This window comes from Rhodopseudomonas sp., from assembly GCF_013377015.1.
Lineage (GTDB): Bacteria > Pseudomonadota > Alphaproteobacteria > Rhizobiales > Xanthobacteraceae > JARJEH01.
The window spans coordinates 231,893-257,107 of the sequence record NZ_JACABA010000002.1 but is presented as its reverse complement, the minus strand read 5'-3'; the positions used below and the strand labels follow the sequence as shown (position 1 = coordinate 257,107).

The following is a 25,215-nucleotide window of genomic DNA, read 5'->3' as shown; positions in this document are numbered from 1 at the left end:
AGAATGTTTCGCGCGCCGGCGCAAAGGCTAATGCGGCAGGCGCCTGCGACATATGGCGCGATCAAAGCGCAGGCGGCCTATTCGATGCCGCGACCGAACTTGTTCGACTTCGGCAGACCGCGCGCCAGGCGCCCGGCATCGGCGCGGTTGCCGCGCCATTCCGCCAGTTCCTTCATGGTCATGCTGAAGTCGCGACCGGCGGAATCGCGCCAGCCGAGGCCTTCCTTGGCGTTGAAGGTGGCGACGTCGGACAACGAGCCGCCGGTGTATTTCTGCAGCCGGACGCCGCGGCCGCGCGCCATCTCCGGCACCTGGTCGAGCGGGAAGATCACCATCTTGTGGTTGGTGCCGATCACCGCCACGGTGTCGTGGCTCTCGCCGACCACGGTCAGCGCCCGCGCCTCGTTCGGCATCTCGACATTGAGGATCTGCTTGCCCTTGCGGGTCGTGCCGACGCAATCGTCCTCGCCGACGACAAAACCCTGGCCGTCATGGCTGGCGACCAGGAACTTGCGACCGCCCTTGTGCACGAACAGCGCCACGATCGCGGCGTCCTGCTCCATGTCGATGAACATCCGGATCGGCTCGCCATGGCCGCGACCGCCTGGCAGCTTGGCGACATCGAGCGAGTAGAACCGGCCGTTGGTGGCGAGCAGCAGCAGCTTCGACGTGGTCTCGGCGAAAAACGCCTTGTCGAGCTTGTCGTCCTGCTTGAACACCAGCCCCGACAGATCGGCGACATGGCCTTTCAACGTGCGGACCCAGCCTTTGTCGGAGATCACCACGGTGACCGGCTCGCGCTCGACGAAGGCTTCTTCAATCGCGGCGAGATCGTGCTCCGGCGCGTCGGCGAACATGGTGCGGCGCTTGCCGAGCGCGGTCTTCGGCCCGAACATGTCGCGGACCTTGCGGACCTGCTCGCCGACCTTGGCCCATTGCTCGGGCTCGGACTTCAGGATCGCGTTGATGCCCTTCAGCTCGGCGCGCAGATTCTTGTCCTCGGTGCGGATCTCGAATTCCTCGAGCTTGCGCAACGACCGCAGCCGCATATTCAGGATCGCCTCGGCCTGAATGTCGGTGAGATTGAACGCCTTCATCAACACCGGCTTCGGCTCATCCTCGGTGCGGATGATCTTGATCACCTTGTCGATGTTCAGATAGGCGATCAGATAGCCGCCGAGCACTTCGAGCCGATGCTCGATCTGCGCCTTGCGATAGTTCGAGCGGCGCAGCAGCACGTCGCGCAGATGGTCGAGCCATTCGCGCAGGCATTCGGCAAGGCCCAGCACCTTGGGAATCCGGCCCTTCACCAGCACGTTGAGATTGAGCGGGATCTTGCTTTCCAGCTCGGTCAGCCGGAACAGCGATTCCATCAGCAGTTCCGGATCCACGGCGCGCGATTTCGGTTCGATCACCACGCGGATATCTTCGGCGGATTCGTCGCGGACATCGCCGACCAGCGGCAGCTTCTTCTCGTTCAAGAGTTCAGCGATCTTTTCGATCAGCCGCGATTTTTGCACCAGCCAGGGGATCTCGGTGATCACCACGGTCCAGGTGCCTCGGGCGCCCTCTTCCTGGCTCCATTTGGCGCGGGTGCGGAACGAGCCGCGCCCGGTCATGTAGGCTTCGGCGATGCTTTCCTTGGAATCGATGATGATGCCGCCGGTCGGAAAGTCCGGACCCTTGACCCAGCGCAGCAGCGCCTTGGATTTCGCCTCCGGCTTCTCGATCAGGTGCAGCGCGGCGTCGCAGAGTTCGGCGACGTTGTGCGGCGGGATCGAGGTCGCCATGCCGACCGCGATGCCCTGCGCGCCGTTGGCGAGCAGGTTCGGAAATCCGCCCGGCAGCACGATCGGCTCTTTCGACTGGCCGTCATAATTCGGGCGAAACGCGACGCCGTCCTCGTCGATGCCGTCGAGCAGCAGCCGCGCGACATCGGTCATGCGCGCTTCGGTGTAGCGGTAGGCGGCGGGATTATCTCCGTCGATATTGCCGAAATTGCCCTGGCCGTCGACCAGCGGGTAGCGCGAGGAGAAATCCTGCGCCAGCCGCACCAGCGCGTCGTAGATCGACTGGTCGCCATGCGGATGGAACGAGCCCATCACGTCGCCAACGATCTTTGCCGATTTCTTGAACGGCGTGCCGGGGTCGAGCCGCAGCAAGCGCATGCCGTAGAGGATGCGGCGATGCACCGGCTTCAGGCCGTCGCGCGCGTCCGGCAGCGCCCGGTGCATAATGGTCGAGAGCGCATAAGCGAGGTAGCGCTCTTCCAGCGCCTCGCGCAGCTGCACATCATGGATCTCCGCCGGCTCCGGCGGAATCAGTCGTTTTCCCATGGGGAGGGGTTAGACTCTGACGCTTGTTTCGACAAGCCGCTCGTCAAACCGCTGGAAAATCAAAGAATTGCCACCCGCGCCAGATGCTTCGTCACAGCATTGATGAAGCCGTCGCGGGCGTCGGAATGGCCCTGCCCGCGCGGCTCCAGCACGTTGCGGAGCAGGAACCGGCCGGTCAGGTCGAAGCCGTCCTGCAGATCCTGGTCGGACCAGCCGTTATGGCCGCCATTGTCCTCGCGCAGGAACGGCGGCAGCCGCAGCAGCTTGTCGCGCCAAGGCTCGCCGGCCGCCCGCGACACCGCGCCGCCGGATTTCGGCGAGACGTAGATCAGCTCCGACGTGGTTCCGGTTGCCGCACAACTGGACAGATCAAGGCCGAAGCCGAGTTCGGCCAGCATCGCCAGTTCGAACCGGATCAGATGGGTGGCGGCGTCGCCGACGTCGTCGAAATCGTTCAGCGTACGTTCCAGCATCTCGTAGATGTCTTCGTGCGGATCGCGCTCGGGCAACAGCCGCGCCAGCGACGCCAGATGGGTCACGCCATAGACCGCATGGCTAGAGGCCAGCACGGTCGCAGCCCGCATCCTCGTGCCTTCGAGCAGATAGTAACCGAGATGCTCGTCGAGCCGCGCCCGCCACACCGCGGAAACGCTGTTACCGGGCTGCAGCAGCGGCCGCAGCTTCGAGCCGGCACCGCCGCGCACGAGGCCCAAATGTCGGCCATGGCCGCGGGTCAACAGTTCGACGATGGCGCTCGATTCGCCATGTCGCCGCACCCCCAGGATGATGCCCTCGTCGGTCCATTCCATCGATCAATGCTACAGGATTCCGCGGCCACATGCAGCCACGGCGACCCGCACTATTGATTGAACCAACCCTTGGCGTCGCCCGTGAACGAGAGATAAAGGCCCGCGGCGGTGAGCCCGCAGGACAGGATATCGATCAGCAGCCCCCCCTGCAGCCCGGTGTCGCCGATGATCTGCGTCAGCGACACGATGGAAAACACCAACGACGCCACCAACACACCGCGCGCCCAGTTCTTACGGCGCTGCGCTGCGAGCTGGACCAGATAGACCAGCAGCAGGATCAAGCAGGCCGCGATCAGATTGGCGACCGCGAAAACGCCCTGCGCCATCTCGTCGGTCGGCGTACGATCCTGGAACGCCACCGACAGCGCGTCGAGTATCAGCGACATATACAGCAGGGCTTCGAACCAGATCACGTTCTTGGGAATGGTCATCGAGATGCTGGCTATTCCTTCGGGAATTCAAGGCCCATTTCGCGATAGCGATTGGGATCGTCGCCCCAGTCCTCGCGGACCTTCACGAACAGGAACAGATGCACCGGCTGGCCCACGATCTCGGCGATCTCCTTGCGGGCATCCGCGCCGATTGACTTGATGGTGGCGCCAGCCTTTCCGAGCACGATCTTGCGCTGGCTTTCGCGCTCGACGAAAATCGTCTGCTCGATCCGCACCGATCCATCCTTGCGCTCGGTCCAGGTGTCGGTCTCGACCGTGGACTGATACGGTAACTCCTGGTGCAGTTGCCGGAAGATCTTTTCCCGGGTGATTTCGGCCGCCAGATGCCGCAAGGGCGCGTCCGACATCTGGTCCTCGGGATAGTGGAATGGGCCCAAAGGTACCCGTGCCGCCAGCCCGCGGCGCAGATCGTCGACGCCGTCACCCGACAGCGCCGACACCATGAAGGTTTCGGCGAATTTCAGGCGCTCGTTGGCCTTCTGAGTCAACGCCAGCAATTTTTCCTTCGACACCAGATCGATCTTGTTCAGCACCAGGATCTTCGGATGGCCGACGTTGGCCAGGTTGCTGAAGATGACGTCGGCCTCCTGATCGATGCCGGCGCGGGCGTCGAGCAGCACGCAGACCAGATCGGCGTCATGCGCCCCGGTCCAGGCGGTCCGGACCATGGCGCGGTCGAGCCGGCGCTTCGGCGCGAAGATGCCCGGCGTGTCGACCAGGATGATCTGCGCGTTGTTGTCGATCACGATGCCGCGGATCAGCGCCCGCGTGGTCTGCACCTTGCGCGACACGATCGTGACCTTGGAGCCGACCAGCGCGTTGACCAGCGTCGACTTGCCGACATTCGGTGCGCCGATCAACGCCACGAAGCCGCAGCGAGTGGCAGTCGCGGGCACGTCGTTCATTGTTTCATCCATCGTTGCCGCCGGCGCTGACGCCTTCGCGTTCCAACATCACCGACGCCGCGACCTTTTCGGCCGCGCGCTTGCTGCCGCCGACGCCTTCCGCCGGCGCCAGGCCCGGCAGATCCACCGCAACGCGGAACTGCGGATCGTGATGCGGCCCGGTGCGTTCGACTTCGCGATACACCGGGGTCGGCAATCCCTTGCCCTGCGCCCATTCCTGCAGCACGGTCTTGGCGTCGCGCAACGGCCGCACCGGCTTGCGCATCCGCTCGATCCAGTTGCGCTCGACGAACTTCGCCGCGGCCGGATAGCCGCCATCGAGAAACACCGCGCCGATCACCGCTTCGCAGATGTCGCCGAGCACCGATTTGCGTAAGCGAGCGCCAGCGCCGGCGCCGACGGTGCCGAGCTTGATGCCTTCCAGCAATTCGAGGCTCCTGGCGACGTCGGCGCAGGTCTCCTTGCGGACCAGATCGGCCAGCCGTTTCGACAATTCGCCCTCGTCGGCCTTGGGGAAGGCGCGATACAGCATGTCGGAGACCACCAGCCCGAGCACGTGGTCGCCGAGGAATTCCAGCCGCTGATAGCTGTCGGCGCGGTTGCGCGACGATTTCAGCGCCGACACATGGGTGAACGCCGTCGCCAGCAGCGCCGGATCGGCGAAGGCGTGCCCGATCCGCTGTTCGATCGCAGCGGCAGCGGCCTTGGCGCTGACCTTGCTGCGCCGCTTCTTGGCCGCGGCGGGCTCGCCGGCAGCAGCCGGCTGCGCTGCCGCGTCATCCGCTTTCGGGGAGCTATCGATGTTGGTGGCTTCCTGCTTCATCGCACGATGGAGAAAATACGATTCCAGCGCACCGCGGTCGGCCAGCGCCAGATCTGCCAGGCGTGTTCGCCCTCGGCGATCGAGAAGAAGATCATCTGCGCACGGCCGATGATGTTCTCGAAAGGAACGTAGCCGACCGCCGAGAGCACCCGGCTGTCGGTGGAATTGTCGCGGTTGTCGCCCATCATAAAGAAGTGGCCGGCCGGCACGGTGTAGACGTTGGTGTTGTCGTAGAAGCCGTTGTCGACGCAATCCAGCGACTCATAAGTCACACCGTTCGGCAGCGTCTCTTTCCAGCGCTTGACCCGCGCGGTGGCATCGGAACCGCAGGGGTCCTCGCCGACGAAATCGCTCAGCCGTTCGCGCACCACCGGCTTGTCGTTGATGTGGAGCAGGCCTTCGCGCATCTGGATCCGGTCGCCCGGCAGGCCGATCACGCGTTTGATGTAATCGGTGCTGTCGTCTTTCGGCAGCCGGAACACCACGACGTCGCCGCGCGCCGGTTCAGAGCCGAATATCCGGCCGGAGAAGATCGGCGGCGACAGCGGAATCGAATAGTGGCTGTAGCCGTAAGAATATTTCGACACGAACAGATAGTCGCCGACCAACAGCGTCGCCTTCATCGATCCCGACGGAATGTTGAACGGCTGAAACAGTACGGTTCGGATCACCAGCGCGATGATCAAGGCGTGGATGACGACGCGTATCGTCTCGCCGACGCCGCTCTCAGTTTTTGTCCCGGATGTCACGCTCATCGCTTTCCCGATTCCCCTCGCGATTCCTCTCGCGGTGGCAGAGTGTTCTCAGGAGAAGCGAGCCCGCTTCGCAATGAGAAGTTGACGTTTGTTAGCTCAAGTCTGGCGATCGCCGATGCCGGCGCCGCCTTGACTCGACCCGTTACAGGTCCGCGCTGGTTTTAGACCGTTGTTTCCGGGCACGCAATCAACGGAGCCCTGGAAACTTGCTAATGCCATGACAAATCAGTGATTTTAGTTTCGTCCAGGATCGGGACGATGGTTGCGGGGGCGCTCAGGGTTTGATCGCGATCACCGCCGAAATTATGACGAAAGCCTGCGCCATCGGCCATTCGTCGGTAATCGACAGGTCGATCCGGGCTTCAAACCCCTCCGGGGTCAGGGCGTCAAGCCGCGCCTTGGCGCCGCCGGTCAACTCCATGGTGGGGCGGCCGCCGCGCAGATTGACCACACCCATATCCCGCCACCACACGCCTTGCCGGATGCCGGTGCCGAGCGCCTTGGAACAGGCCTCCTTGGCAGCGAAGCGTTTGGCATAGGTGGCGGCGACCATGTTCGGCTGCTTGTCGCGGCGCCCGGCCCGGGCGCGTTCGACGTCGGTGAAAACCCGGTCCAGGAACCGTTCACCGTGCCGCTCCATCACCTTGGCAATCCGGGTGATGTCGATCAGGTCGGAGCCGATGCCGATGATCATGTTTTGCCCGCTGCAAGACTATGACCGACGATCGATTGCCGGCCGCGGTTCATTGCCGCGCGCATCGCGCGAACCGTTTCGCCAAGGCCGACGAACAACGCCTCGCCGATCATGTGGAAACCGATATTGAGCTCCGCGATCTGGGGCAGCGCGGCGATGGCCTGTGCGGTCGCATAGTCGAGCCCGTGGCCGGCATGAACTTCGAGCCCCGCCGATTGCGCCAGCGCGGCGCCGGCGACGATCCGTTGCCACTCGGCGCTCGCCTTGGCCGTCTCGCCGTCAGTGATGGCGTCGCACCAGGCGCCGGTGTGAATTTCGATCACCGGTGCGCATAGCTTCGATGCCATCTCGATCTGCGCCGGATCGGCGGCGATGAACAGCGACACCCGGATCCCGGCGTCGTTGAAACGCGCGATCGACGGCGCCAGCGATTCGCGCTGACCAACCGCGTCGAGGCCGCCTTCGGTGGTGAGTTCCTCGCGCCGCTCCGGCACCAGGCAGACCGCATGTGGCTTGGTCGCCAGTGCGATCCGTACCATGTCGGGAGTCGCCGCCATCTCAAAATTCAGCGGCTTTGAGATCTCCGCCTTCAACCGCGCCATGTCGGCGTCGCGGATGTGACGGCGGTCCTCGCGCAAATGCGCAGTGATGCCGTCGGCGCCGGCCTCGATCGCGGCCAGCGCCGCGCGCACCGGATCGGGATGGCGACCGCCGCGAGCGTTTCGCAGCGTGGCGATGTGATCGATATTGACTCCGAGTCGCAGCGGAGGAATTTTGGGCATGCAGGACCTGCGGAGGGACTTACGGGGACAGACTAGCCATTGACGCGCTCGACCTTGGCGACCACGTCCTTGGCGCGCAACTGGGCGATGATAGCGCTGAGATGCTTGAGGTCATAGACCTCGAGATCGATGGTCAGCTCGGTGAAATCCGGCGAGCGACGAAACATCCCGATGTTGTCGATGTTGCCGTCGTGTTCGGCGATCACTGTCGCGATCTGCGCCAGACTGCCCGGCTCATTGACATTCTGCACGAACACCCGCGCCGGAAAGCGCTGCGGCGTCGTTTCATCGACATCCCAGCGCACGTCGAGCCAGCGCTCGGGCATGTCCTCGAAGTCCTTCAGTGCCGGCGACTGGATCGGATAGATGGTGATGCCCTCGCCCGGCGATACGATGCCGACGATCCGGTCGCCCGGCACCGCGCCACCATTCGGCGCGAACTTGACCGGCAGGTCGGAATTGATCCCACGAATCGGAATCGCGGAGGCGCGGCGCGCCGAACCGGCCGACGATTTCAGCTTCAGCTTTTCGCCGAGCGTCTTCTTCTCGCCGAACCGCGCGACGCGCTCCTCCTTGTAATCCGGATACATCGCGCGGGCGACGTCGGAGGCCTTCATCTCGCTGCGCCCCACCGACGCCATCACATCCTCGATCGAGGTGCGCGCCAGCCGCGGCAAAGCGCCCTTGAGCTTGTCGTCGGCGTATTCGATCTTGGCGCGGGCGAACAACCGTTCGACGATCCTGCGCCCGAGACCGGCATACTGGTCGCGCACCGCGGTGCGGGTGGCGCGCCGGATCGCCGCCCGGGCCTTGCCGGTGACCGCGAGCGATTCCCAGGCCGAGGGCGGCGCCGACTGAGCGTCCGAGGTCAAGACCTCGACCTCGTCGCCGTTCTGCAGTTCGCTCGACAGTGGCGCGAACTTGCCGTTGATCTTGCAGCCGACCGCGCTGTTGCCGACATCGGTGTGAACCGCATAGGCGAAATCGATCACATTGGCGGCGCGCGGCAGCGCGATCAGCTTGCCCTTCGGCGTGAAGCAGAACACCTGGTCGTGGAACAACTCAAGCTTGGTATGCTCGAGAAATTCCTCCGGGTTGGAACTTTCCGACAGAATTTCGATGGTGTGCCGCAGCCACGCGAACGCGTTGGACTCGCGCTTCAACAGTTCGGTGGGCGATCCGACGCCGTCCTTGTAGAACGCATGCGCGGCGATGCCGATTTCGGCGATCTGGTCCATCTCCTCGGTGCGGATCTGCAATTCGACCCGCTGCTGCCCCGGGCCAATCACGGTGGTGTGGAGTGAGCGATAGTCGTTCTGCTTCGGCGTCGAGATGTAGTCCTTGAACCGCCCCGGCACGACCGGCCAAGTGGTATGAACCACGCCGAGCGCGCGATAGCAGGCCGCGACGTCCTTCAGCACCACGCGGAACCCGAAAATATCCGACAGCTGCTCGAACCCGATCGACTTGCGCTCCATCTTGGTCCAGATCGAAAATGGACGCTTGCGCCGTCCCGTCACCGCAGCCTCGATGCCGTTCTTGGCCAGGTTGGCCGACAACTGGGTTTCGATCTCGCCGATTAGGTTGCGGTTGCGATCGGCAAGCGCATCGAGCCGTTGCATCACCACTGCGAACGCATCTGGATCGAGCGTCTTGAACGAAAGCTCTTCCAGCTCCTCGCGCATCTCCTGCATGCCCATGCGGCCAGCTAGCGGCGCATAGATATCCAGCGTCTCCTCGGCGATCCGATGCCGCGACGCCGGCGGGACGAATTCCAGCGTGCGCATGTTGTGCAGCCGGTCGGCGAGCTTGATGAGCAGTACTCGGACGTCGGCGGCGATCGCCAGCAACAGCTTGCGCAGGTTCTCGGCCTGCTTGGCTTCCCGCGACACCAACTCGAGGCGCTTCAACTTGGTCAGGCCCTCGACCAGCGCGCCGATCTCATGCCCGAACATGGTGTCGATTTCAGTGCGGGTGGCCTCGGTATCCTCGATGGTGTCGTGCAGCAGCGCCGCCACGATGGTGGCGTCGTCGAGCTTGAGGTGGGTCAGAATCGCGGCGACTTCGAGCGGGTGCGAGAAATAGGGATCGCCGGAGGCCCGGGTCTGCTCCCCGTGCGCCATCATCGCATAGACATAGGCGCGATTCAGCAGATCCTCATCGGTGTTCGGATTGTACGACCGCACCAGTTCGACAAGGTCGTATTGCCGCATCATCCGCGCCCGCGACGCCCGCGGCGGTTTCACCGGGACGGCCTCCGGCACGGCGACAGCGAGCGCGCCGCTCGCGGCCTCCATCTGGCGGGAATTGCGGCGCCAATACGCCATCGATGGTACCCTCATGGCGGTTCTCGCCCGCAAACATCACGGATCGTTGGATTCAGAGCTTCCGGAGCCCGCACGCGTAACAGTAGTTCGTTTTCCGTTGAAGTGAAGCTGAGAATGGCAGGAAAATGTCGGGTTTCGCGGTGTTGAAAGCCATGCCTTTGTGAAAAAGCTCAACAGTGCGGCAATCGGTCTTTCCTAGCTCGGCGCCTGCCCCCTCGGCAGCAACGAAAGCGGCCCGGACATGGTCCGCGCCGTTGAAATTTGAGATAAATTGGCTTGAAATGCGCGGTTCAAGCCAGCACGGGGATGCGCCGCTATTCGTCTTCCTCGGGCTGTTCCTCGGGCGGCGCAAGGCCTTCGAGACCCTTCAGGAGTTCTTCTTCGGTCATCCGCTCGACCGCCACTTCCGTATCGTCGGCGTCGACGCTGGCGCCGGCCGATCCGATCAGCGGAATGGTATCCGGCTCCGGCTCATCGACTTCGACGAACTTCTGCAAGGAATGAACGAGCTCTTCACGCAAATCTTCGGGCGAAATCGTCTCGTCGGCGATTTCGCGCAGCGAAACCACCGGGTTTTTGTCATTATCGCGATCAACCGTGAGTTGCGCACCGGACGAAATCATCCGGGCGCGATGCGCAGCGAGCAACACCAGGTCGAACCGATTGTCGACCTTATCAATGCAATCTTCCACGGTGACGCGCGCCATCGACTGTCGCTCCGTTAATTGGGGCCGAATATGTTGGTTATCCGGCGTAGGTATAGGGGGTTGGCGGTTTTCGCAAGTACCGATTTGTTGTCTTGCCCACCCTGCCCGTTCTGTTAATCCCACAAACAAGGCATCTGGCCACAACGGATGTCGGCACCGGCTCCCCGTGCAAACCCGAACTGGTCAATTAGGAGCTGCATTCCCGAAACAAAAGTATAGACTTACCCTACTTGCGTTGCCGAGCCGGTAGTGGTGTGTGGTACGCCGAGCAATTAATATTAGTGTCAAATTGGACTTTGAAATGCGCGGTTCATTGCTGCCGCGCCAAAAATCTAACAACAGACCACACGAGAGAACTCGATGTCCCCTGCCAACAACAAGATTGCGCTGTTTATTGACGGCGCCAACCTCTACGCAACTGCAAAGACGCTAGGCTTCGACATCGATTACAAGCGTCTCCTGAAGGAATTCCAAAGCCGAGGCACCCTCCTTCGCGCATTTTATTACACCGCGATCATCGAGGATCAGGAATATTCGTCGATTCGGCCATTGATCGACTGGCTCGACTACAACGGCTACACCGTCGTCACCAAGGCGACCAAGGAATTCATCGACGCCAGTGGCCGCCGCAAGGTCAAGGGCAACATGGACATCGAGCTCGCCGTCGATGCGATGGAACTGGCCGAGCACATCGACCAGATGGTGCTGTTCTCCGGCGACGGCGATTTCCGCTCGCTGGTCGAGGCGGTGCAGCGCCGCGGCGTTCGCGTCACCGTGGTGTCGACGATCTCCAGCCAGCCGCCGATGATCGCCGACGAACTTCGCCGTCAGGCCGATGTCTTCACCGACTTGGTCGAGTTGCAATCCAAGCTGGGCCGCGACCCGGCTGAGCGTCCCGCGCCGCGCGAACCGCGTCATGCGCCGCAATTCCTGCAGCGGGCGACGACCGTGGCGGCCAGGGGCGACGACGACGATTTCGAAGATTGAGAAAAGCCCGGCGCGCGGCCCGACGGCCGCCGCCGTCCTCTCCCGTACCGAACCCACCCGCGAATGCCCGCTGTGTCCAAGGCTAGCCGCCTTTCGGCTCGACGCGCGCGCGCGCCAACCGGACTGGTTCAATGCCCCGGTGCCTTCGTTCGGCAAGGCTGATGCCCAGCTCTTGATCGTCGGACTTGCGCCCGGTCTGCAGGGCGCCAACCGCACCGGGCGGCCGTTCACTGGCGACTATGCCGGCGATCTGCTCTACGCGACGTTGATCGAATATGGATTTGCCCAAGGCGACTATCAGGCGCATCCCGACGACGGGCTGCAACTGGTCGATTGCCGGATCAGCAACGCGGTGCGCTGCGTGCCGCCACAGAACAAACCGCTGCCGGCCGAGATCAACACCTGCCGGCAATTCCTCAGTGCTGTTCTGGAGACGATGCCGCGGTTGCGCGCCATCGTCGCGCTCGGACGGGTAGCCCATGATTCGACCGTCAAGGCGTTGGGACTGCGCGCGGCGCTGGCGCCATTCGGACACGGCGCGGTGCATCAGGCCGGCGCGCTGCGGCTGTACGACAGCTATCATTGCTCGCGCTACAATACGAATACCCGCGTGCTGACGCCGCAGATGTTTCAGTCGGTGTTCGCGCGGCTGCGCGCGGATCTGGATCGCGCCTGAGGTACCCCGGACGCATACCTGAAGTCATTCAACCGGATTCGCCTTCAGCCAGGCCAGCACGTCGCCGGCATTCCGATCCGGCGGAAATACCGGATAGAACACATGGCGGATGCGGCCATCGTCGATGATCATCGCTAGCCGCTTGATCATGGTCAGCCCGGCGACTTCCATCGTCGGCAGTTTTAGCGCATGGGTCAGTTCGAGCTTTGCATCGGACAGCACCGGAAACGGCAGATGCAGCCGCGACGCCATCTCGGTCTGGTAAGCATTGCTTTGGGTCGATAATCCGAACACCTGCGTCGCGCCGGCGGCCTTCAACTCGGCGAACAGGTCGCGGAACGCGCAGGTCTGCGGCGTGCAGCCGCGCGCGCCGGGGATCATGTCCCAGTCGTCGACCAGCGCGATTTTTCCAGGTTCACCGGTGCGCGGATAGGCGAACACCACGCTGCGTCCGGTCAATGTCGACAGCGTCACCGAGGTATCGTTGGTTGCAACGAGACCAACCGGCGGCACCGACATTCCGATCAGATGCGCAGCAGCACCATCATCGACCGGCGCTGGAATCGTGCTCCAGTCCACCTCCATTAGGTTCTTCTGGTTCATCGCGCAGTCCTCATCGTCCGACCGAAAGCCCGGCTAGCCGCGCGCGCGCATCAGCCGGCCTTTTTCCCGGCCCCAATCGCGTTTCTTCTCGGTGTCGCGCTTGTCATGCAGCTGCTTGCCCTTGGCCAGCGCGAGCTGCAATTTCACCCGGCCGCGCTCGTTGAAATACATCTTCAGAGGCACCAGGGTCATGCCCTGGCGCTCCACCGCGCCCATCAGCTTGTTGATTTGCTTGCGATGCAGCAGCAATTTGCGCGGCCGCTTCGGCTCGTGGTTGAAGCGGTTGGCCTGCAGGTATTCCGGGATATTGGCGTTGATCAGCCAGATCTCGCCGTTCTTCGGATCGGCGTAGGATTCGGCGATCGTGCTCTTGCCGTTGCGGATCGACTTGACCTCGGTCCCGGTGAGCGCAATTCCCGCCTCCAGAGTGTCCTCGATCGCATAATTGAACCGCGCCTTGCGGTTTTCCGCCACGACCTTGATCGGGCGCTCTTTCTTCTCGGACATTGTGGTGCCTCTGGGCGTTCAAATAGATTTAGTGACGACAACGCCCATTCCAACGACGTCCGACTTAGTTCTTTTTCAGCAGGTCCCTGATCTCGCCAAGCAGTTCCACTTCTTGGGTGGGCTTTGGTGGCGCCGGGGCGGCTTCGTCCCTGCGCTTCAGCCTGTTCATGGCCCTGATCGCCATGAATAGCACGAATGCGACGATGATGAAATTCAACGTCACCGTGAGGAAACTGCCCCAAGCCAGCACCGCGCCCTGCTTCTTCGCCTCGGCCAGGCTGGTCGCCGTCACCGATTTGGACAGCGGGGTGAAATAATTCGAGAAATCGAGGCCGCCTGTGACGGCGCCGACGATCGGCATGATGATGTCTCCAACCATCGAGGTGACGATCGCGCCGAACGCCGCGCCGATGATGACGCCGACCGCGAGGTCTACGACATTGCCCTTCATAGCGAATTCACGAAATTCCTTCAGCATCGAATGCCTCCCTCTGTCTTTTCTTGTTCTGACGAGTTTCGCACGCATGGCGGCGCGACCGGCCCGCGTCACGACGAGCGACGGCGGCGCCGGATCAATTCAGCAGCCCCGCATGGACCATGGCGGCGCGGATCACCTGCCCGGTCGGCGGCGTCACCGGCATCAGCGGCAGCCGCACCTCTTCCTGCACGCGGTCGAGCAGCTTGAGACCATGCTTGGCGCCCGCCAATCCCGGTTCCTTGAAGATGGCGTCGTGCAGCGGCACCAGCCGGTCCTGAATTTCGAGCGCTGCGGCGTAGTCGCCCTTCAGCACCGCCGCCATCAATTCGGCGCAGGGTTTTGGAGCCACATTGGCGACCACCGAGATGCAGCCGTGGCCGCCCGCCGCCATATAGGCCAGCGCCGTCATGTCCTCGCCGGAGAGTTGGATGAAATCCGGTCCCATGGCGTGACGCTGCTGCGAGACCCGGGCGAGATTGCCGGTGGCGTCCTTCACTCCGATGATGTTCTTCAGTTCGGATAGCCTGGTCATGGTCTCGACCGACATGTCGACGACCGAGCGCGGCGGGATGTTGTAGATGAAGATCGGAATCCCGATCGCATCGTTCACCGCCTTGAAGTGGTGATACATGCCTTCCTGGGTCGGCTTGTTGTAATACGGCGTCACCACCAGCACGGCGTCGGCACCGGCCTTCTCGGCGTGCTGCGCCAGTTCGACCGCCTCCTTGGTGGAGTTCGAGCCGGCGCCAGCGATCACCGGCACCCGTCCCTTGGCCTCGTCGATGCACCATTCCACGATCTGCCGGTGCTCGTAGTGGCTGACCGTCGGGCTCTCGCCGGTGGTGCCGACCGGCACCAGACCGCTGGTGCCCTCGGCGATCTGCCAGCTGACGAGCGCGCGGAACGCAGCCTCGTCGAGCGAGCCGTTTTTGAACGGCGTCACCAAGGCGGTCAGAGACCCCTGAAATTTCGTCTTGGTTGCCATGTTCTGTTCTCCTGAGGCCCGCTGAAACCGCCCGGTTGACCGGAACGAATTTGTCTTGTCACATCAATTCATACCGGGTCCGGAGCCGGCGCGAAAGGGTCGCGGCAGCCCCGATTTCAACGCCGATTCAGGGCGCAAGGCCACCGCTGCCGGGCTTTTCCACAATTGACACCAGCATCGACGGACCGATAGTCGATCCCGAACTTGCGAATGGTCGGAGCGAGCGACAGGCTTGCGATGATGCGCCAGGGGGGGAACCGATGCTCCGAATTCTTGCCGGCCTGTTGGCCACGGTGCTGCTCGCGGCCTCTCCTGCTGCTGCCCAATCGACCTCGTCCTCGCGACTAGATGAGATCGTCCAGCGCGGAACACTGCGGGTCGGGATGACCGGCGACTATTTGCCATTCACCGCCTTCGACCAGACCACGTCGGCCTTCCGGGGCTTCGATGTCGACATGGCGGAGGCGCTGGCGAAGGCGCTCGGCGTCAAGGTCGACTACGTCCGGACCAGTTGGCCGCAACTGATGAAGGATTTTGAAGCCGACAAGTTTGACGTCGCGATGGGCGGCGTCTCGATCACGCTCGACCGCCAGAAGAAAGGGTTATTTTCGTCGCCGATCATGCGCGAAGGCAAGACCCCGATCGCGCGCTGCGCGGACAAGGAGAAATTCGACAGCTTGGCGGACATCGACAAGCCGGGAACCCGGGTGATCGTCAATCCAGGCGGCACCAATGAACGCTTCGCGCGGGCCCATGTGAAGATCGCCGAGATCACGACTCACAACGATAACGTCACGATCTTCGACGAAATCGCCAACGGCCATGCCGATCTGATGATGACCGATGCGTCCGAGACCTTGTACCAGCAGAAGCTTCATCCTGGCGTGCTGTGCGCCATCCACCCCACCAAACCGTTCGATTTCGCCGAGAAAGCCTATTGGCTGCAGCGCGACATCGCACTGAAGCAGTTCGTCGATCAATGGCTGCATATCAAGATGGAAGACGGCAGCTTCCGGGACGTCTACCGGAAATGGTTCGACTGATGCCCCGGGGGCGAACGCCCCGGGCAGGCCGGTCAGCCTTCCGCCCCAATTTTACCAAAGCGGTTCGGGAAGAATGGTGAACCTTCGTCCAATTTGCGGTCTCACATTTATTGAGTGATGTGAGTCACGCTCAACATCCGCGTGCCGGTGCAAAATAGGTCAAGATTGGGAATAGGCTCCAGCCTCCAGGAGGTCGTGATGAAAAGGCTCTTTGTTCTGGCCACGGTGCTGTTGGCGACCTCGGCCGCCCATGCCGGCGACTCATATTCGTTCGATATCGGTGGCCGCACCATCCATATCGACAAACCCTCCGACTGCGATTCGCCATCCTGTGTCTCGGTCTCGATCCCCGGCATCTATGAATCCGGGCCGAAGCGCGGCAATCGCGCGCGGATCGATCGTGACGACGATCTCGACAACAAGTCCAAACGCCAGACCAACCGGGAGCCGCTGGGACCGCCCGCCGCGACGGCGAACGCGCCCGCGGCGAGCCGCGAATCGCTGCAGCCCGCCAATGGCGCCACGGCCGCGGCCCCCGCCGCTCAGCCTGCCACCACCGCCAGCCGGACCCCCGACCAGCCGGCTGCGTCGACCCCGGCAGCTCCCTCCGCGGCCGACCGTACCGCGCCGGTGGTGGCATCCGCGCCGGCTTCGACGCCTGAGCAAAATGCTCCCCCGACCTCGACCGCGGCCGCCTCGCCGCTCGGTATCTGGCTGACCGAAGAAAAGGAAGGCAAGATTCGCATCGAGCCCTGCGGTCCGAACCTCTGCGGCTATGCGATGAAGGACAACGAGAAGATCCTGATCAACATGAAGCCGGTCAGCGACAACAAATGGAGCGGCCGCATCCACGATCCGAAAAGCGGCAGCAACTACGACTCCACCATCGCCCTGAAGGGCCCCGACACGCTTCGCGTCCAGGGATGCGCCTTCGGCGGCATGTTCTGCGGCGGCCAGACCTGGAGCCGCGTCAACTGAGCCGCCCTGACCTGGCTCAAGGCCCTGCTCGATCGGCAGGGCCTTGGCGTGTCCAAAGACTCTCGCAGCGCAGGTTTAGAACCAATAATAACTTTTTTCGCTAACCGCCTACAGCGGAACCGTATTCCTCGTCTGTGACCTGCTCCATCCAGGTCACGGCGCTGCCGTCCACTGCTTCCTGCATCGCGATATGGGTCATGGCATTGGCCGGCGCCGCGCCGTGCCAGTGCTTCTCGCCGGGCGGAATCCACACCGTATCGCCGGGCCGGATTTCGCGGACCGGACCGCCCTGGGTCTGCACCCGGCCGACGCCGGTCACGACGTAGAGGGTCTGGCCCAGCGGATGGGTGTGCCACGCGGTCCGCGCGCCAGGCTCGAACGCCACGCGCACCGCGACGAGCCGCGCCGGGGCTTCGGCGGTCACGATCGGGTCCTGCCAGACCGTGCCGGTGAAATACTCGGCGGGTGCCCTACGGGTCGGCCGCAAACCGGCGAGAAAAATCTCCATGGTCGAATCTCCCTTAGTGGCTTGCCTTCCAGGCCGCGTAGCGTGCCTTGGTCTCGGCGTTCATCGGATACAGACCGGGCAACACCGCGCCTTCGTTGACCTGATCGACGATCCAGCCTTCCATCCGTTCCTGCTCCGGGCCTTCGGCCAGGACGTGATCAAGCAGCGCCTGCGGGATCAGCACCGCGCCGTCCTGATCGGCGACAATGACGTCGTTCGGAAACACCGCGACGCCGCCGCAGCCGATCGGCTCACCCCAGCCGACGAAAGTCAGGCCGGCGACCGAGGGCGGCGCCGCGAAGCCATCGCACCACACTGGCAGCCCGGTGCCGAGCACGCCTTCGAGATCGCGCACCACGCCGTCGGTGATTAGCGCGGTGACGCCGCGTTTCACAATCCGCGCGCACAGGATGTCGCCGAAGATCCCGGCATCGGTGATGCCCATGGCGTCGACCACCGCGATGCAGCCCTCCGGCATCGCCTCGATCGCGGCGCGGGTGGAGATCGGCGACGCCCAGGATTCCGGCGTCGCCAGATCCTCGCGCGCCGGCACGAAGCGCAGCGTGAAGGCCGAGCCGACCAGCCGCGGCTGTCCCGGCCGCAGCGGCCGCGCGCCGCGCAGCCAGACGTTGCGCAATCCCTTCTTCAACAGCACCGTGGTGATGGTCGCGGTGGAGACGCGCGCGAGGATGGCGATCGCTTCGGGGGTCAACGACATGAACAGGCTAGCTCCGGTGAGGTCTATTCGGCGGCGCATCTTGCGGGCGATGGTCGCTGCGTCAAGACCGCAGACCGCAACTTCGTGCGGAACAGCCGTCACCACCGATCACCTCACCTTATCGCGTTGCGCGCCGCAGCTTTATCGCTGCACGATGCATCGCACGAAGTGATTTTCACTCGCTTTGAAAACGCGCTATCGCTGTCACTTCGCTCATGATTTTATCGAGCCCATGACTGCCATCCTGTCCCCACCCCGCATGCTGCCCAGCGGCGACGCCGCCATCACGGTGGAGTTCGGCCGTGCGATCAGCGCGGAGGCCAATCGGCGCGTGCTAGCGCTCGATCGTGCGATGGCGCGCGACGCAGTCGCCGGCGTCACCGAAACCGTGCCGACCTATCGCTCGCTGCTGGTGCACTACGATCCGGAACAGATCGGCTTCGACGAGCTTGCGGCACAGCTGACAGCGCTGGCGCAGTCCCATCCCGCATCGGAGGCCGTGGCGAAGCGGCACTGGCGCATTCCGGTCAGCTATGGCGGCGAGCATGGCATCGATCTCGACGACGTCGCGACGGCGCTTGGTATCAGCGCCGATGAAGTGGTAGCGCGCCATGTCGCCGCCGATTATCGCGTCGCGATGATCGGCTTCACGCCGGGCTGGTCCTACCTCAGCGGCCTCGATCCGTCGCTGCAGATGCCGCGCCGGCAGAATCCGCGGCTGCTGACGCCGGCCGGTACGATCTCGATCGGCGGCGTGCAGACCGGCATCCAGTGCCTGGCCGGACCCAGCGGCTGGCATTTGTTGGGACGCACCCCGGTGCGCACCTATCAGCTGCATCGCGATCCGATCTTTCTGCTGGAACCCGGTGACGCGGTGAGTTTCGTCGCGATTGACGCTCACCAATTCGCCGAGCAGGATCGCGCCGCCGAGCACGGCGAGATCGTCGCCGAATTGCTCACCTCATGAGCAAGCTCGTGGTCACCGCCGCGGGCCCGGCGACATCGGTGCAGGACGCCGGGCGCCACGGTGCGCAGCGCTACGGCCTGACGCCGAGCGGTGCGATGGATACGCTGGCGCTCGCCGCCGCCAATGCGCTGCTCGGCAATGCGCCGTTCGCCGCCGCGATCGAACTCGGACCGCTCGGCTCTGCCTTCACCGCGCGCGGCGGTCCGGTCAGGATTGCCCTCGCCGGAGCGCAGCGTCCCGCTGCGGTGGAGGGCCGCCCCATCAGCCTCAATGAATCCATCACCCTCACCGAAGGCGAGCGCCTGACGCTCGGCGTCGCCCGCGGCGGCGTGTTCAGCTATCTGGCGATCGAGGGTGGTATTCAGGGCGAGCTGATGTTCGGCAGCCTCGCTGTCAACGCCCGCGCCGGGCTCGGCAGTCCATTTCCCCGGCCGCTGCAGCCGGGCGATGAAATTCGGGTGACGGCTGCCAGCGGCACCCGCGAGCTCAGGATCGATCTGCCGAACCCGACAGACGCGCCGATCCGAGTTTTGCTCGGGCCGCAGGACGACGAATTCGCCACCGATGCCGTGCAATTGTTTCTCGACAGCGAGTGGCAAATATCGGCGACCAGCGACCGGATGGGCTATCGACTCGAAGGACCGCCGATCAAACACCTGCATGGCCACAACATTGTGTCCGACGGCACCGTCAACGGCAGTATCCAGATCCCCGGCAATGGCCAGCCGATCGTGCTGATGCCCGATCGCGGCACCAGCGGCGGCTATCCGAAAATCGCCACCGTCATCACGGCTGATCTGCGGCGGCTGGCGCAAACCCAGGCTGGCCGGGGCTTTCGTTTCCAGGCCGTCAGCATGGCGCAGGCACAGGCGGAGTACCGGGCGATGGCGCAACTGATCCGAGCCCTGCCCAGCCGCGTCGTCGATGCGCAGGCCTCGCAGCTCGATATCGACGCGTTGCACAGCGCCAATGTCGCCGGCGTGGCGACCAATGCTTTCGACGCGTAGCATGATCACACAACCAGGCAGACAGCACATGACCATCGATCTGAATTGCGATCTCGGCGAGGGGTTCGGCGCGTGGGAGATGGGCAACGACGCGGCGATGCTCGAGCTCGCCACCAGCGTCAACATCGCCTGCGGCTTCCACGCCGGCGACGCCGACATCATGCGCAACACCGCCGCACTGGCCAAGGCGCGCGGCGTCAGCATCGGCGCCCATCCCGGCTATCGCGATTTGCACGGCTTCGGCCGACGGCCGGTCGCTGGTCTCTCATCCAAAGAAATCGAGAATCTAGTCGCCTACCAGATCGGTGCGCTGCAGGCGGTGGCCTCGCTCGCCGGTCACAAGGTCACCCACGTCAAGGCGCATGGTGCGCTGTCCAATGTCGCCTGCGAGGACGACATGACGGCGAGGGCCATTGCCGCCGCGATCAAGGTGGTCGATCCGACGCTGATTTTCGTGGTGCTGGCGAATTCCAAACTGGTCGATGCCGGCGAAGCCGCCGGGCTGCCGCTGGTCCACGAGGTATTCGCCGACCGCGCCTATGAGGACAACGGCACGCTGGTGTCGCGCAAGAAGCCCGGCGCGGTGCTGCATGAGCCGACCGCAATCGCCCAGCGCGTGGTCCGGATGGTGCAGGACGGCGCGGTGGTCTCGGTGAGCGGCAAGGTGATCAAGATGCGGACCGACACCGTCTGCATTCATGGCGACACGCCGGGTGCAGTCGAAATCGCGCGCGGGGTCAGACAGGCATTGAAGGACAATGGAATCGCCGTTGCGCCGTTCGCCAAGCCGTGATGATAGCCGGCGCCTGCAAGCGTATCAGAACGGGTGCGTCGACAAGGTCCCAAACGTCACCGCGGCGATCAGTGCGAAGGCGGCCGCAATGGCGACCAGCCGGATGCCCTCCGCCAGCCGCCCCGGTACCGGCCGTGCCATTCCCAACCGGGATTCTGCTGAAAGCTCTCGCATTTTCGATCTCCACTGGCTCGGCTCAATAGAATTCCGAATTCGGTCGTCGGCAAGGTGGCTCGCGAAATAACAACACCGTTGCCGTCCGGGTCCCTCAATGCAGAGAAATTTTCTCGTTTTGGAACCGGCGGTGCCTGTTTCATTCGCCGCCGGGGAACTAACGCCTTGTAAAGACTGCCGATCAGGGTTAGCTTCAGCACCTCAATCAGGCAGTTTGAACGATGCAACAGGCCTCCGCGCCCAAAATCAGCTTTGTCTCGCTGGGATGCCCCAAGGCGCTGGTGGACTCGGAGCGCATCATCACCCGGCTGCGCGCCGAAGGCTACGAGCTCGCCCGCAACCACGACGGCGCCGATCTGGTGATCGTCAACACCTGCGGTTTTCTCGACAGCGCCAAGAAGGAATCGCTCGGCGCGATCGGCGAGGCGATGGCCGCCAACGGCAAAGTCATCGTCACCGGCTGCATGGGCGCCGAGCCCGAACAGATCGAGGCGGCCTATCCGGGCGTGCTGTCGATCTCGGGTCCGCAGCAATATGAAAGCGTGCTCGACGCGGTGCATCGGGCGAAGCCGCCGCTGCACAATCCGCATCTCGACCTGGTGCCGCCGCAGGGCATCAAGCTGACGCCGCGGCACTACGCTTATTTGAAGATTTCCGAGGGCTGCAACAACCGCTGCAGCTTCTGCATCATCCCCAAGCTGCGCGGCGATCTGGTGTCGCGGCCGGCAAACGAGGTGCTGCGCGAGGCCGAGAAGCTGGTCGCCGCCGGCGTCAAGGAACTGCTGGTGATCTCGCAGGACACTTCGGCCTACGGCGTCGACCTGAAATACGCATCGAGCCCGTGGAAGGATCGCGAGGTCCGCGCCCGCTTCTTCGACCTCGCCAAAGAGCTCGGCGAATTCGGCGCCTGGGTCCGGCTGCAATATGTCTATCCCTACCCGCATGTCGACGAAGTCATCGCGCTGATGACCGAGGGCAAGATCCTGCCCTATCTCGACATCCCGTTTCAGCACGCCAGCCCCGAGGTGCTGAAACAGATGAAGCGGCCGGCGGCGCAGGACAAGACGCTGGAACGGATCAAGCGCTGGCGCGAACAATGCCCCGATCTGACGCTGCGCTCGACCTTCATTGTCGGCTTCCCCGGCGAAACCGAAAGCGACTTCGCGTATCTGCTGGATTGGCTCGAAGAAGCCGAGATCGACCGGCTCGGCGCCTTCAAATACGAACCGGTGGCGGGAGCATCATCGAACGCGCTTGGCAACGCGGTGCCGGAGGAGATCAAGCAGGACCGCTGGAACGCGCTGATGGCGCGGCAGCAGGTGATTTCGGCACGGCGACTGAAGCGCAAGGTCGGCACGAGGCAGCAGGTGATCATCGACGAAGTCGGCGCGACCGTGTCGAAGGGCCGCTCCAAGGCCGACGCGCCGCAGATCGACGGCGCGGTCTACCTGTCGAGCCGGCGCCCGCTGCGAGTCGGCGAGATCGTTACCGCCAAGATCGAACGCGCCGACGCGTACGATTTGCACGGCACCGTGGCGGGATTCTGAGGCGCAGCCACAACGCAGCTGTCATCGCCCGGCTTGACCGGGCGACCCAGTATTCTAGAGCGCTGATCGTTGAACATCGCCGCTCTGGAATACTGGATCCCCCGCTTTCGCGGGGGACGACATGATTGTGCGTTGAGATGCCGTCGCTGACCTACGGCTTCAGGATCGACGCGCCGGTGGTGACGCGGCCTTCAAGGTCGATATGCGCCTTCGCGGCGTCCTTCAGCGCATAGGCGTGATTGATCGGGACGTGCAGCTTGCCCTCGATCACCGCCGAGAACAGCGCATCGGCGCCCTCCATCAGTTCCTTCCGCGTCCCGACATAGTCGTTCAGCTTCGGACGGGTCGCGAACAGCGAGCCGTGATTGTTGAGCTCGGCCAGCGAGAACGGCGGCACCGGCCCCGACGCGTTGCCGAAACTGACGAACAAGCCGCGCGGCTTGATGCAGGACAGCGACCCCGGAAAGGTGGTTTTGCCGACGCCATCATAGACCACGTCGCATAGTTCGTTGCGGCTGATCTGCTTGACCCGCGCGACGAAGTCTTCCTCGTTGTACAGAATGACGTGATCGCAACCATTGGCCTCCGCGAGCTCGGCCTTGGCCTTGGAGCCGACGGTGCCGATCACATGTGCGCCGAGCGCCCGCGCCCATTGACAGGCCAGCAGCCCGATGCCGCCAGCCGCCGCATGGATCAGCACGCGGTGCCCGGGCTCGACCTTGAAGGTCTTGTGCAGCAGATACCACACCGTCAGCCCCTTGAGCATCAGCACCGCGCCCTGCTCGTAGGTGATATGGTCGGGCAGCTTCACCAGCTTGTCAGCGGGAATGTTGCGCTCGGTGGCGTAGCCGCCGAGGTTGTAATAATACGCGACGCGGTCGCCGGGATGGAAATTGGTGACGTGGGGACCGACCGAGACGACTTCGCCGGCGGCCTCGTTGCCGGCGATGAACGGCATCGTCGGCGCCTTGTACAGTCCGGTGCGAAAGTACACGTCGATGAAGTTCAGGCCGACGGCGCGCTGGCGAATCCGGACCTCGCCGTCGCCCGGCGCCGGGACGTCGACAGCTTCATAGACCAGCGCTTCCGGTCCCCCCACCTTATGCACCCGAACCGCCATCGTCATCGTCACGTCTCCCGGAATTTCTTGCAGCCAACCGAAAGCCATCGCCCCGGCGTTGTCAACACGCGCGACCGGATCAGGCCCCCCTGCGGTTGCGTTTGGCCAGGACGTTGAACATCTCGACCGCCGCCGAGAACGCAATTGCGAAATAGATGTAGCCGCGCGGGATATGGAACTGGAAGCCGTCGGCGACCAGCGCCACGCCGATCAGCACCAGGAACGCCAGCGCCAGCATTTTGGTGGTCGGGTGTTCGGCGACGAACCGCGCCACCGGGCCGGAGGAAACGTACATGATCAGGCAGGCGATGATCACCGCCGCGATCATGATCTCCAGGTCCTGCGACATGCCGATCGCGGTGATGATGGAATCCAGCGAGAACACCATGTCGATCACGATAATCTGCACGATCACCCAGAAGAATGCGCTGCGCGGGCGCGCGCCCTCGCCGCCGTCGTTGTCGCGCGCCTCGACTTCGCCGTGAATTTCATGCGTAGCCTTCGCGATCAGGAACAGCCCGCCGCCGATCAGGATGATGTCGCGCCATGAGAACCCATTGCCGCCGAAGCTGAACACCGGCGCGGTCATGCCGATCAGCCATACCAGCAGGCTCAGCAGCAGGATGCGGAACACCAGGGCCAGCGCCAGGCCGATCTGCCGCGCGCGGGTCGCCTGCGGTTCGGGAATCCGCGCCACGATCACCGACAGGAAGATCACATTGTCGATGCCGAGCACGATTTCGAGCGCCGTCAGCGTCAGCAGGGCGGCCCAGGCTTCGGGGCGGGACAGAAGTTCGATCATGGGCGGGCGGACCTCAGCAGGCGAATGATGGCGTCGGCGCAGACGATATAGAGCGCGATCGCGCACAGACCGAGCGTGACCGGCAGCGGCACCCGGAAGTCTTCGACCAGCGCGATCACGGCAAGACCGGCCCAGACTCCGATCAGCGTCAGGTTCAGACCGCGGAGCCGAACCACGCGGACCGGATGGATGACATTGAAAGGCACGAAGGTCAGCACGATCAGGGCGGCGACGCCGATGCTCGACAACACCGGCGACGGATGCAGCAGGAACAGATAGAACGCCGCGGCGTTCCACAGCGCTGGAAAGCCGCGAAAATGATTGTCGGGAGTCTTCATCCGGCGATCGGCGAAGTACAAGGCACCGCTCATCACGATTCCGGCTCCAAGCACCGGTGCCGCGATCGGCAACAGCATGCCGCTCGCCGCGATCGCATAGGCCGGCACGAACACATAGGTCACGAAGTCGACCACCAGATCGAGCACCTCGCCCGACCAGTCCGGCTGCACCCGCTTGACGTCAAGCCGCCGGGCAATGGGTCCGTCGAGCGCGTCGATCAGCAGTGCGACGCCGAGCCAGGCGAACACCGCCGCCCAGTGCTGGCGCACCGCCTCCAGCAGCGAAATCAGCGCAATGCCGGCGCCCGCCGCCGTGAACAGGTGCACAGAGAATGCGGCGGCGCGCACCGCGCGGGTCACCACCGGGAGTTCAGGCTGGTCCAAAGGTGTCATG

The 25,215-nt window shown here is 63.8% G+C and carries 28 protein-coding genes; 8 read left to right on the top strand and 20 right to left on the bottom strand.

Translation table 11 applies throughout. The features are described from left to right. Nucleotides 1–77: 77 nt before the first annotated feature. From parC to rpoZ, 10 genes are all read right to left on the bottom strand, one after another. The gene (gene parC / locus HXX15_RS09480; RefSeq protein WP_296515393.1) at nt 78–2,336 is read right to left on the bottom strand and encodes a DNA topoisomerase IV subunit A; all 2,259 of its coding nucleotides are present in this window, start codon (nt 2,334–2,336) and stop codon (nt 78–80) included. Nucleotides 2,337–2,395: 59 nt separating this feature from the next. Then, nucleotides 2,396–3,145, bottom strand: a complete 750-nt coding sequence (recO, locus tag HXX15_RS09475; RefSeq protein ID WP_296515391.1) for a DNA repair protein RecO — start codon at nt 3,143–3,145, stop codon at nt 2,396–2,398. 50 nt (nt 3,146–3,195) lie between these two features. Beyond that, nucleotides 3,196–3,576, bottom strand: coding sequence for a hypothetical protein (locus HXX15_RS09470; protein ID WP_296515388.1), 381 nt, complete (start codon nt 3,574–3,576; stop codon nt 3,196–3,198). A gap of 11 nt (nt 3,577–3,587) precedes the next feature. After that, a complete protein-coding gene (gene era, locus HXX15_RS09465) occupies nt 3,588–4,514 on the bottom strand; it encodes a GTPase Era (protein WP_296515386.1) in 927 nt (308 codons plus the stop codon). Continuing rightward, nucleotides 4,507–5,325 (bottom strand): ribonuclease III, encoded by an 819-nt coding sequence (rnc, locus tag HXX15_RS09460; RefSeq protein ID WP_296515383.1) that lies wholly within the window; start codon nt 5,323–5,325, stop codon nt 4,507–4,509. Before rnc ends, era begins: the two co-directional genes overlap by 8 nt. Beyond that, the gene (gene lepB / locus HXX15_RS09455) at nt 5,322–6,080 is read right to left on the bottom strand and encodes a signal peptidase I (protein WP_296515381.1); all 759 of its coding nucleotides are present in this window, start codon (nt 6,078–6,080) and stop codon (nt 5,322–5,324) included. Before lepB ends, rnc begins: the two co-directional genes overlap by 4 nt. A 274-nt stretch (nt 6,081–6,354) precedes the next feature. After that, nucleotides 6,355–6,774: a holo-ACP synthase gene (gene acpS / locus HXX15_RS09450; protein WP_296515378.1), complete on the bottom strand. Its 420-nt coding sequence runs from the start codon at nt 6,772–6,774 to the stop codon at nt 6,355–6,357. Next, nucleotides 6,771–7,556, bottom strand: coding sequence for a pyridoxine 5'-phosphate synthase (locus HXX15_RS09445; protein ID WP_296515375.1), 786 nt, complete (start codon nt 7,554–7,556; stop codon nt 6,771–6,773). The genes acpS and HXX15_RS09445 overlap by 4 nt, the downstream gene beginning before the upstream one ends. A gap of 32 nt (nt 7,557–7,588) precedes the next feature. Beyond that, on the bottom strand, nt 7,589–9,883 hold the full coding sequence (locus HXX15_RS09440; RefSeq protein ID WP_296516893.1) for a bifunctional (p)ppGpp synthetase/guanosine-3',5'-bis(diphosphate) 3'-pyrophosphohydrolase: 2,295 nt from the start codon (nt 9,881–9,883) through the stop codon (nt 7,589–7,591). A 314-nt stretch (nt 9,884–10,197) separates the two neighbouring features. Beyond that, entirely contained in the window at nt 10,198–10,590 is a 393-nt protein-coding gene (gene rpoZ / locus HXX15_RS09435) for a DNA-directed RNA polymerase subunit omega (protein WP_296515373.1), read from the bottom strand. A gap of 360 nt (nt 10,591–10,950) precedes the next feature. Between rpoZ and HXX15_RS09430 the strand changes: the two genes are divergently transcribed. Together HXX15_RS09430 and HXX15_RS09425 are read left to right on the top strand one after the other, a co-directional pair. Next, nucleotides 10,951–11,577, top strand: coding sequence for an NYN domain-containing protein (locus tag HXX15_RS09430; RefSeq protein WP_296515371.1), 627 nt, complete (start codon nt 10,951–10,953; stop codon nt 11,575–11,577). Then, the gene (locus tag HXX15_RS09425; protein ID WP_296515369.1) at nt 11,507–12,253 is read left to right on the top strand and encodes a uracil-DNA glycosylase; all 747 of its coding nucleotides are present in this window, start codon (nt 11,507–11,509) and stop codon (nt 12,251–12,253) included. The genes HXX15_RS09430 and HXX15_RS09425 overlap by 71 nt, the downstream gene beginning before the upstream one ends. Nucleotides 12,254–12,277: 24 nt before the next feature. Here HXX15_RS09425 and HXX15_RS09420 read toward each other — a convergent pair whose 3' ends face one another. From HXX15_RS09420 to dapA, 4 genes are all read right to left on the bottom strand, one after another. Further along, complete coding sequence (locus HXX15_RS09420; RefSeq protein ID WP_296515366.1) at nt 12,278–12,856, bottom strand: peroxiredoxin; 579 nt, start codon at nt 12,854–12,856, stop codon at nt 12,278–12,280. Nucleotides 12,857–12,889: 33 nt separating this feature from the next. Beyond that, complete coding sequence (gene smpB / locus HXX15_RS09415; RefSeq protein WP_296515364.1) at nt 12,890–13,363, bottom strand: SsrA-binding protein SmpB; 474 nt, start codon at nt 13,361–13,363, stop codon at nt 12,890–12,892. Nucleotides 13,364–13,427: 64 nt separating this feature from the next. Beyond that, nucleotides 13,428–13,841, bottom strand: a complete 414-nt coding sequence (gene mscL, locus HXX15_RS09410) for a large conductance mechanosensitive channel protein MscL (RefSeq protein ID WP_296515362.1) — start codon at nt 13,839–13,841, stop codon at nt 13,428–13,430. Nucleotides 13,842–13,935: 94 nt separating this feature from the next. Beyond that, the gene (dapA, locus tag HXX15_RS09405; RefSeq protein ID WP_296515359.1) at nt 13,936–14,826 is read right to left on the bottom strand and encodes a 4-hydroxy-tetrahydrodipicolinate synthase; all 891 of its coding nucleotides are present in this window, start codon (nt 14,824–14,826) and stop codon (nt 13,936–13,938) included. Between the two features lie 260 nt (nt 14,827–15,086). Between dapA and HXX15_RS09400 the strand changes: the two genes are divergently transcribed. Then, entirely contained in the window at nt 15,087–15,869 is a 783-nt protein-coding gene (locus tag HXX15_RS09400; protein WP_296515357.1) for a transporter substrate-binding domain-containing protein, read from the top strand. A gap of 198 nt (nt 15,870–16,067) precedes the next feature. After that, a complete protein-coding gene (locus tag HXX15_RS09395) occupies nt 16,068–16,847 on the top strand; it encodes a DUF2147 domain-containing protein (protein WP_296515355.1) in 780 nt (259 codons plus the stop codon). Between the two features lie 100 nt (nt 16,848–16,947). Here HXX15_RS09395 and HXX15_RS09390 read toward each other — a convergent pair whose 3' ends face one another. Then, the gene (locus HXX15_RS09390) at nt 16,948–17,355 is read right to left on the bottom strand and encodes a cupin domain-containing protein (protein WP_296515353.1); all 408 of its coding nucleotides are present in this window, start codon (nt 17,353–17,355) and stop codon (nt 16,948–16,950) included. A gap of 13 nt (nt 17,356–17,368) precedes the next feature. Then, nucleotides 17,369–18,073, bottom strand: a complete 705-nt coding sequence (locus tag HXX15_RS09385; protein WP_296515351.1) for a ribonuclease activity regulator RraA — start codon at nt 18,071–18,073, stop codon at nt 17,369–17,371. Between the two features lie 232 nt (nt 18,074–18,305). On the opposite strand from HXX15_RS09385, the gene pxpB reads away from it, so the two are divergent. The 3 genes from pxpB to HXX15_RS09370 are packed head-to-tail and all read left to right on the top strand — an operon-like array spanning nt 18,306 to nt 20,840. Continuing rightward, nucleotides 18,306–19,040 carry a 5-oxoprolinase subunit PxpB gene (gene pxpB / locus HXX15_RS09380; protein ID WP_296515349.1) on the top strand — a complete coding sequence of 245 codons (735 nt, stop codon included), beginning with the start codon at nt 18,306–18,308 and terminating at the stop codon, nt 19,038–19,040. Beyond that, the gene (locus HXX15_RS09375) at nt 19,037–20,047 is read left to right on the top strand and encodes a biotin-dependent carboxyltransferase family protein (RefSeq protein WP_296515347.1); all 1,011 of its coding nucleotides are present in this window, start codon (nt 19,037–19,039) and stop codon (nt 20,045–20,047) included. The genes pxpB and HXX15_RS09375 overlap by 4 nt, the downstream gene beginning before the upstream one ends. Nucleotides 20,048–20,075: 28 nt before the next feature. Further along, complete coding sequence (locus HXX15_RS09370; RefSeq protein WP_296515345.1) at nt 20,076–20,840, top strand: 5-oxoprolinase subunit PxpA; 765 nt, start codon at nt 20,076–20,078, stop codon at nt 20,838–20,840. A 24-nt stretch (nt 20,841–20,864) separates the two neighbouring features. Here the strand turns inward: HXX15_RS09370 and HXX15_RS09365 are convergent, their stop codons facing one another. Beyond that, nucleotides 20,865–21,014, bottom strand: coding sequence for a hypothetical protein (locus HXX15_RS09365; RefSeq protein WP_296515343.1), 150 nt, complete (start codon nt 21,012–21,014; stop codon nt 20,865–20,867). Nucleotides 21,015–21,235: 221 nt separating this feature from the next. Here HXX15_RS09365 and rimO point away from each other — a divergent pair, with 221 nt between their 5' ends. Then, nucleotides 21,236–22,561, top strand: coding sequence for a 30S ribosomal protein S12 methylthiotransferase RimO (gene rimO / locus HXX15_RS09360; RefSeq protein WP_296515341.1), 1,326 nt, complete (start codon nt 21,236–21,238; stop codon nt 22,559–22,561). A gap of 151 nt (nt 22,562–22,712) precedes the next feature. Here the strand turns inward: rimO and HXX15_RS09355 are convergent, their stop codons facing one another. The 3 genes from HXX15_RS09355 to pcsA form a co-directional block, all read right to left on the bottom strand. Next, complete coding sequence (locus HXX15_RS09355; protein ID WP_296515339.1) at nt 22,713–23,687, bottom strand: quinone oxidoreductase; 975 nt, start codon at nt 23,685–23,687, stop codon at nt 22,713–22,715. Nucleotides 23,688–23,760: 73 nt separating this feature from the next. Next, a complete protein-coding gene (locus tag HXX15_RS09350; protein WP_296515337.1) occupies nt 23,761–24,483 on the bottom strand; it encodes a TerC family protein in 723 nt (240 codons plus the stop codon). Further along, a complete protein-coding gene (gene pcsA / locus HXX15_RS09345; protein WP_296515335.1) occupies nt 24,480–25,214 on the bottom strand; it encodes a phosphatidylcholine synthase in 735 nt (244 codons plus the stop codon). Before pcsA ends, HXX15_RS09350 begins: the two co-directional genes overlap by 4 nt. Nucleotide 25,215: the final 1 nt, after the last annotated feature.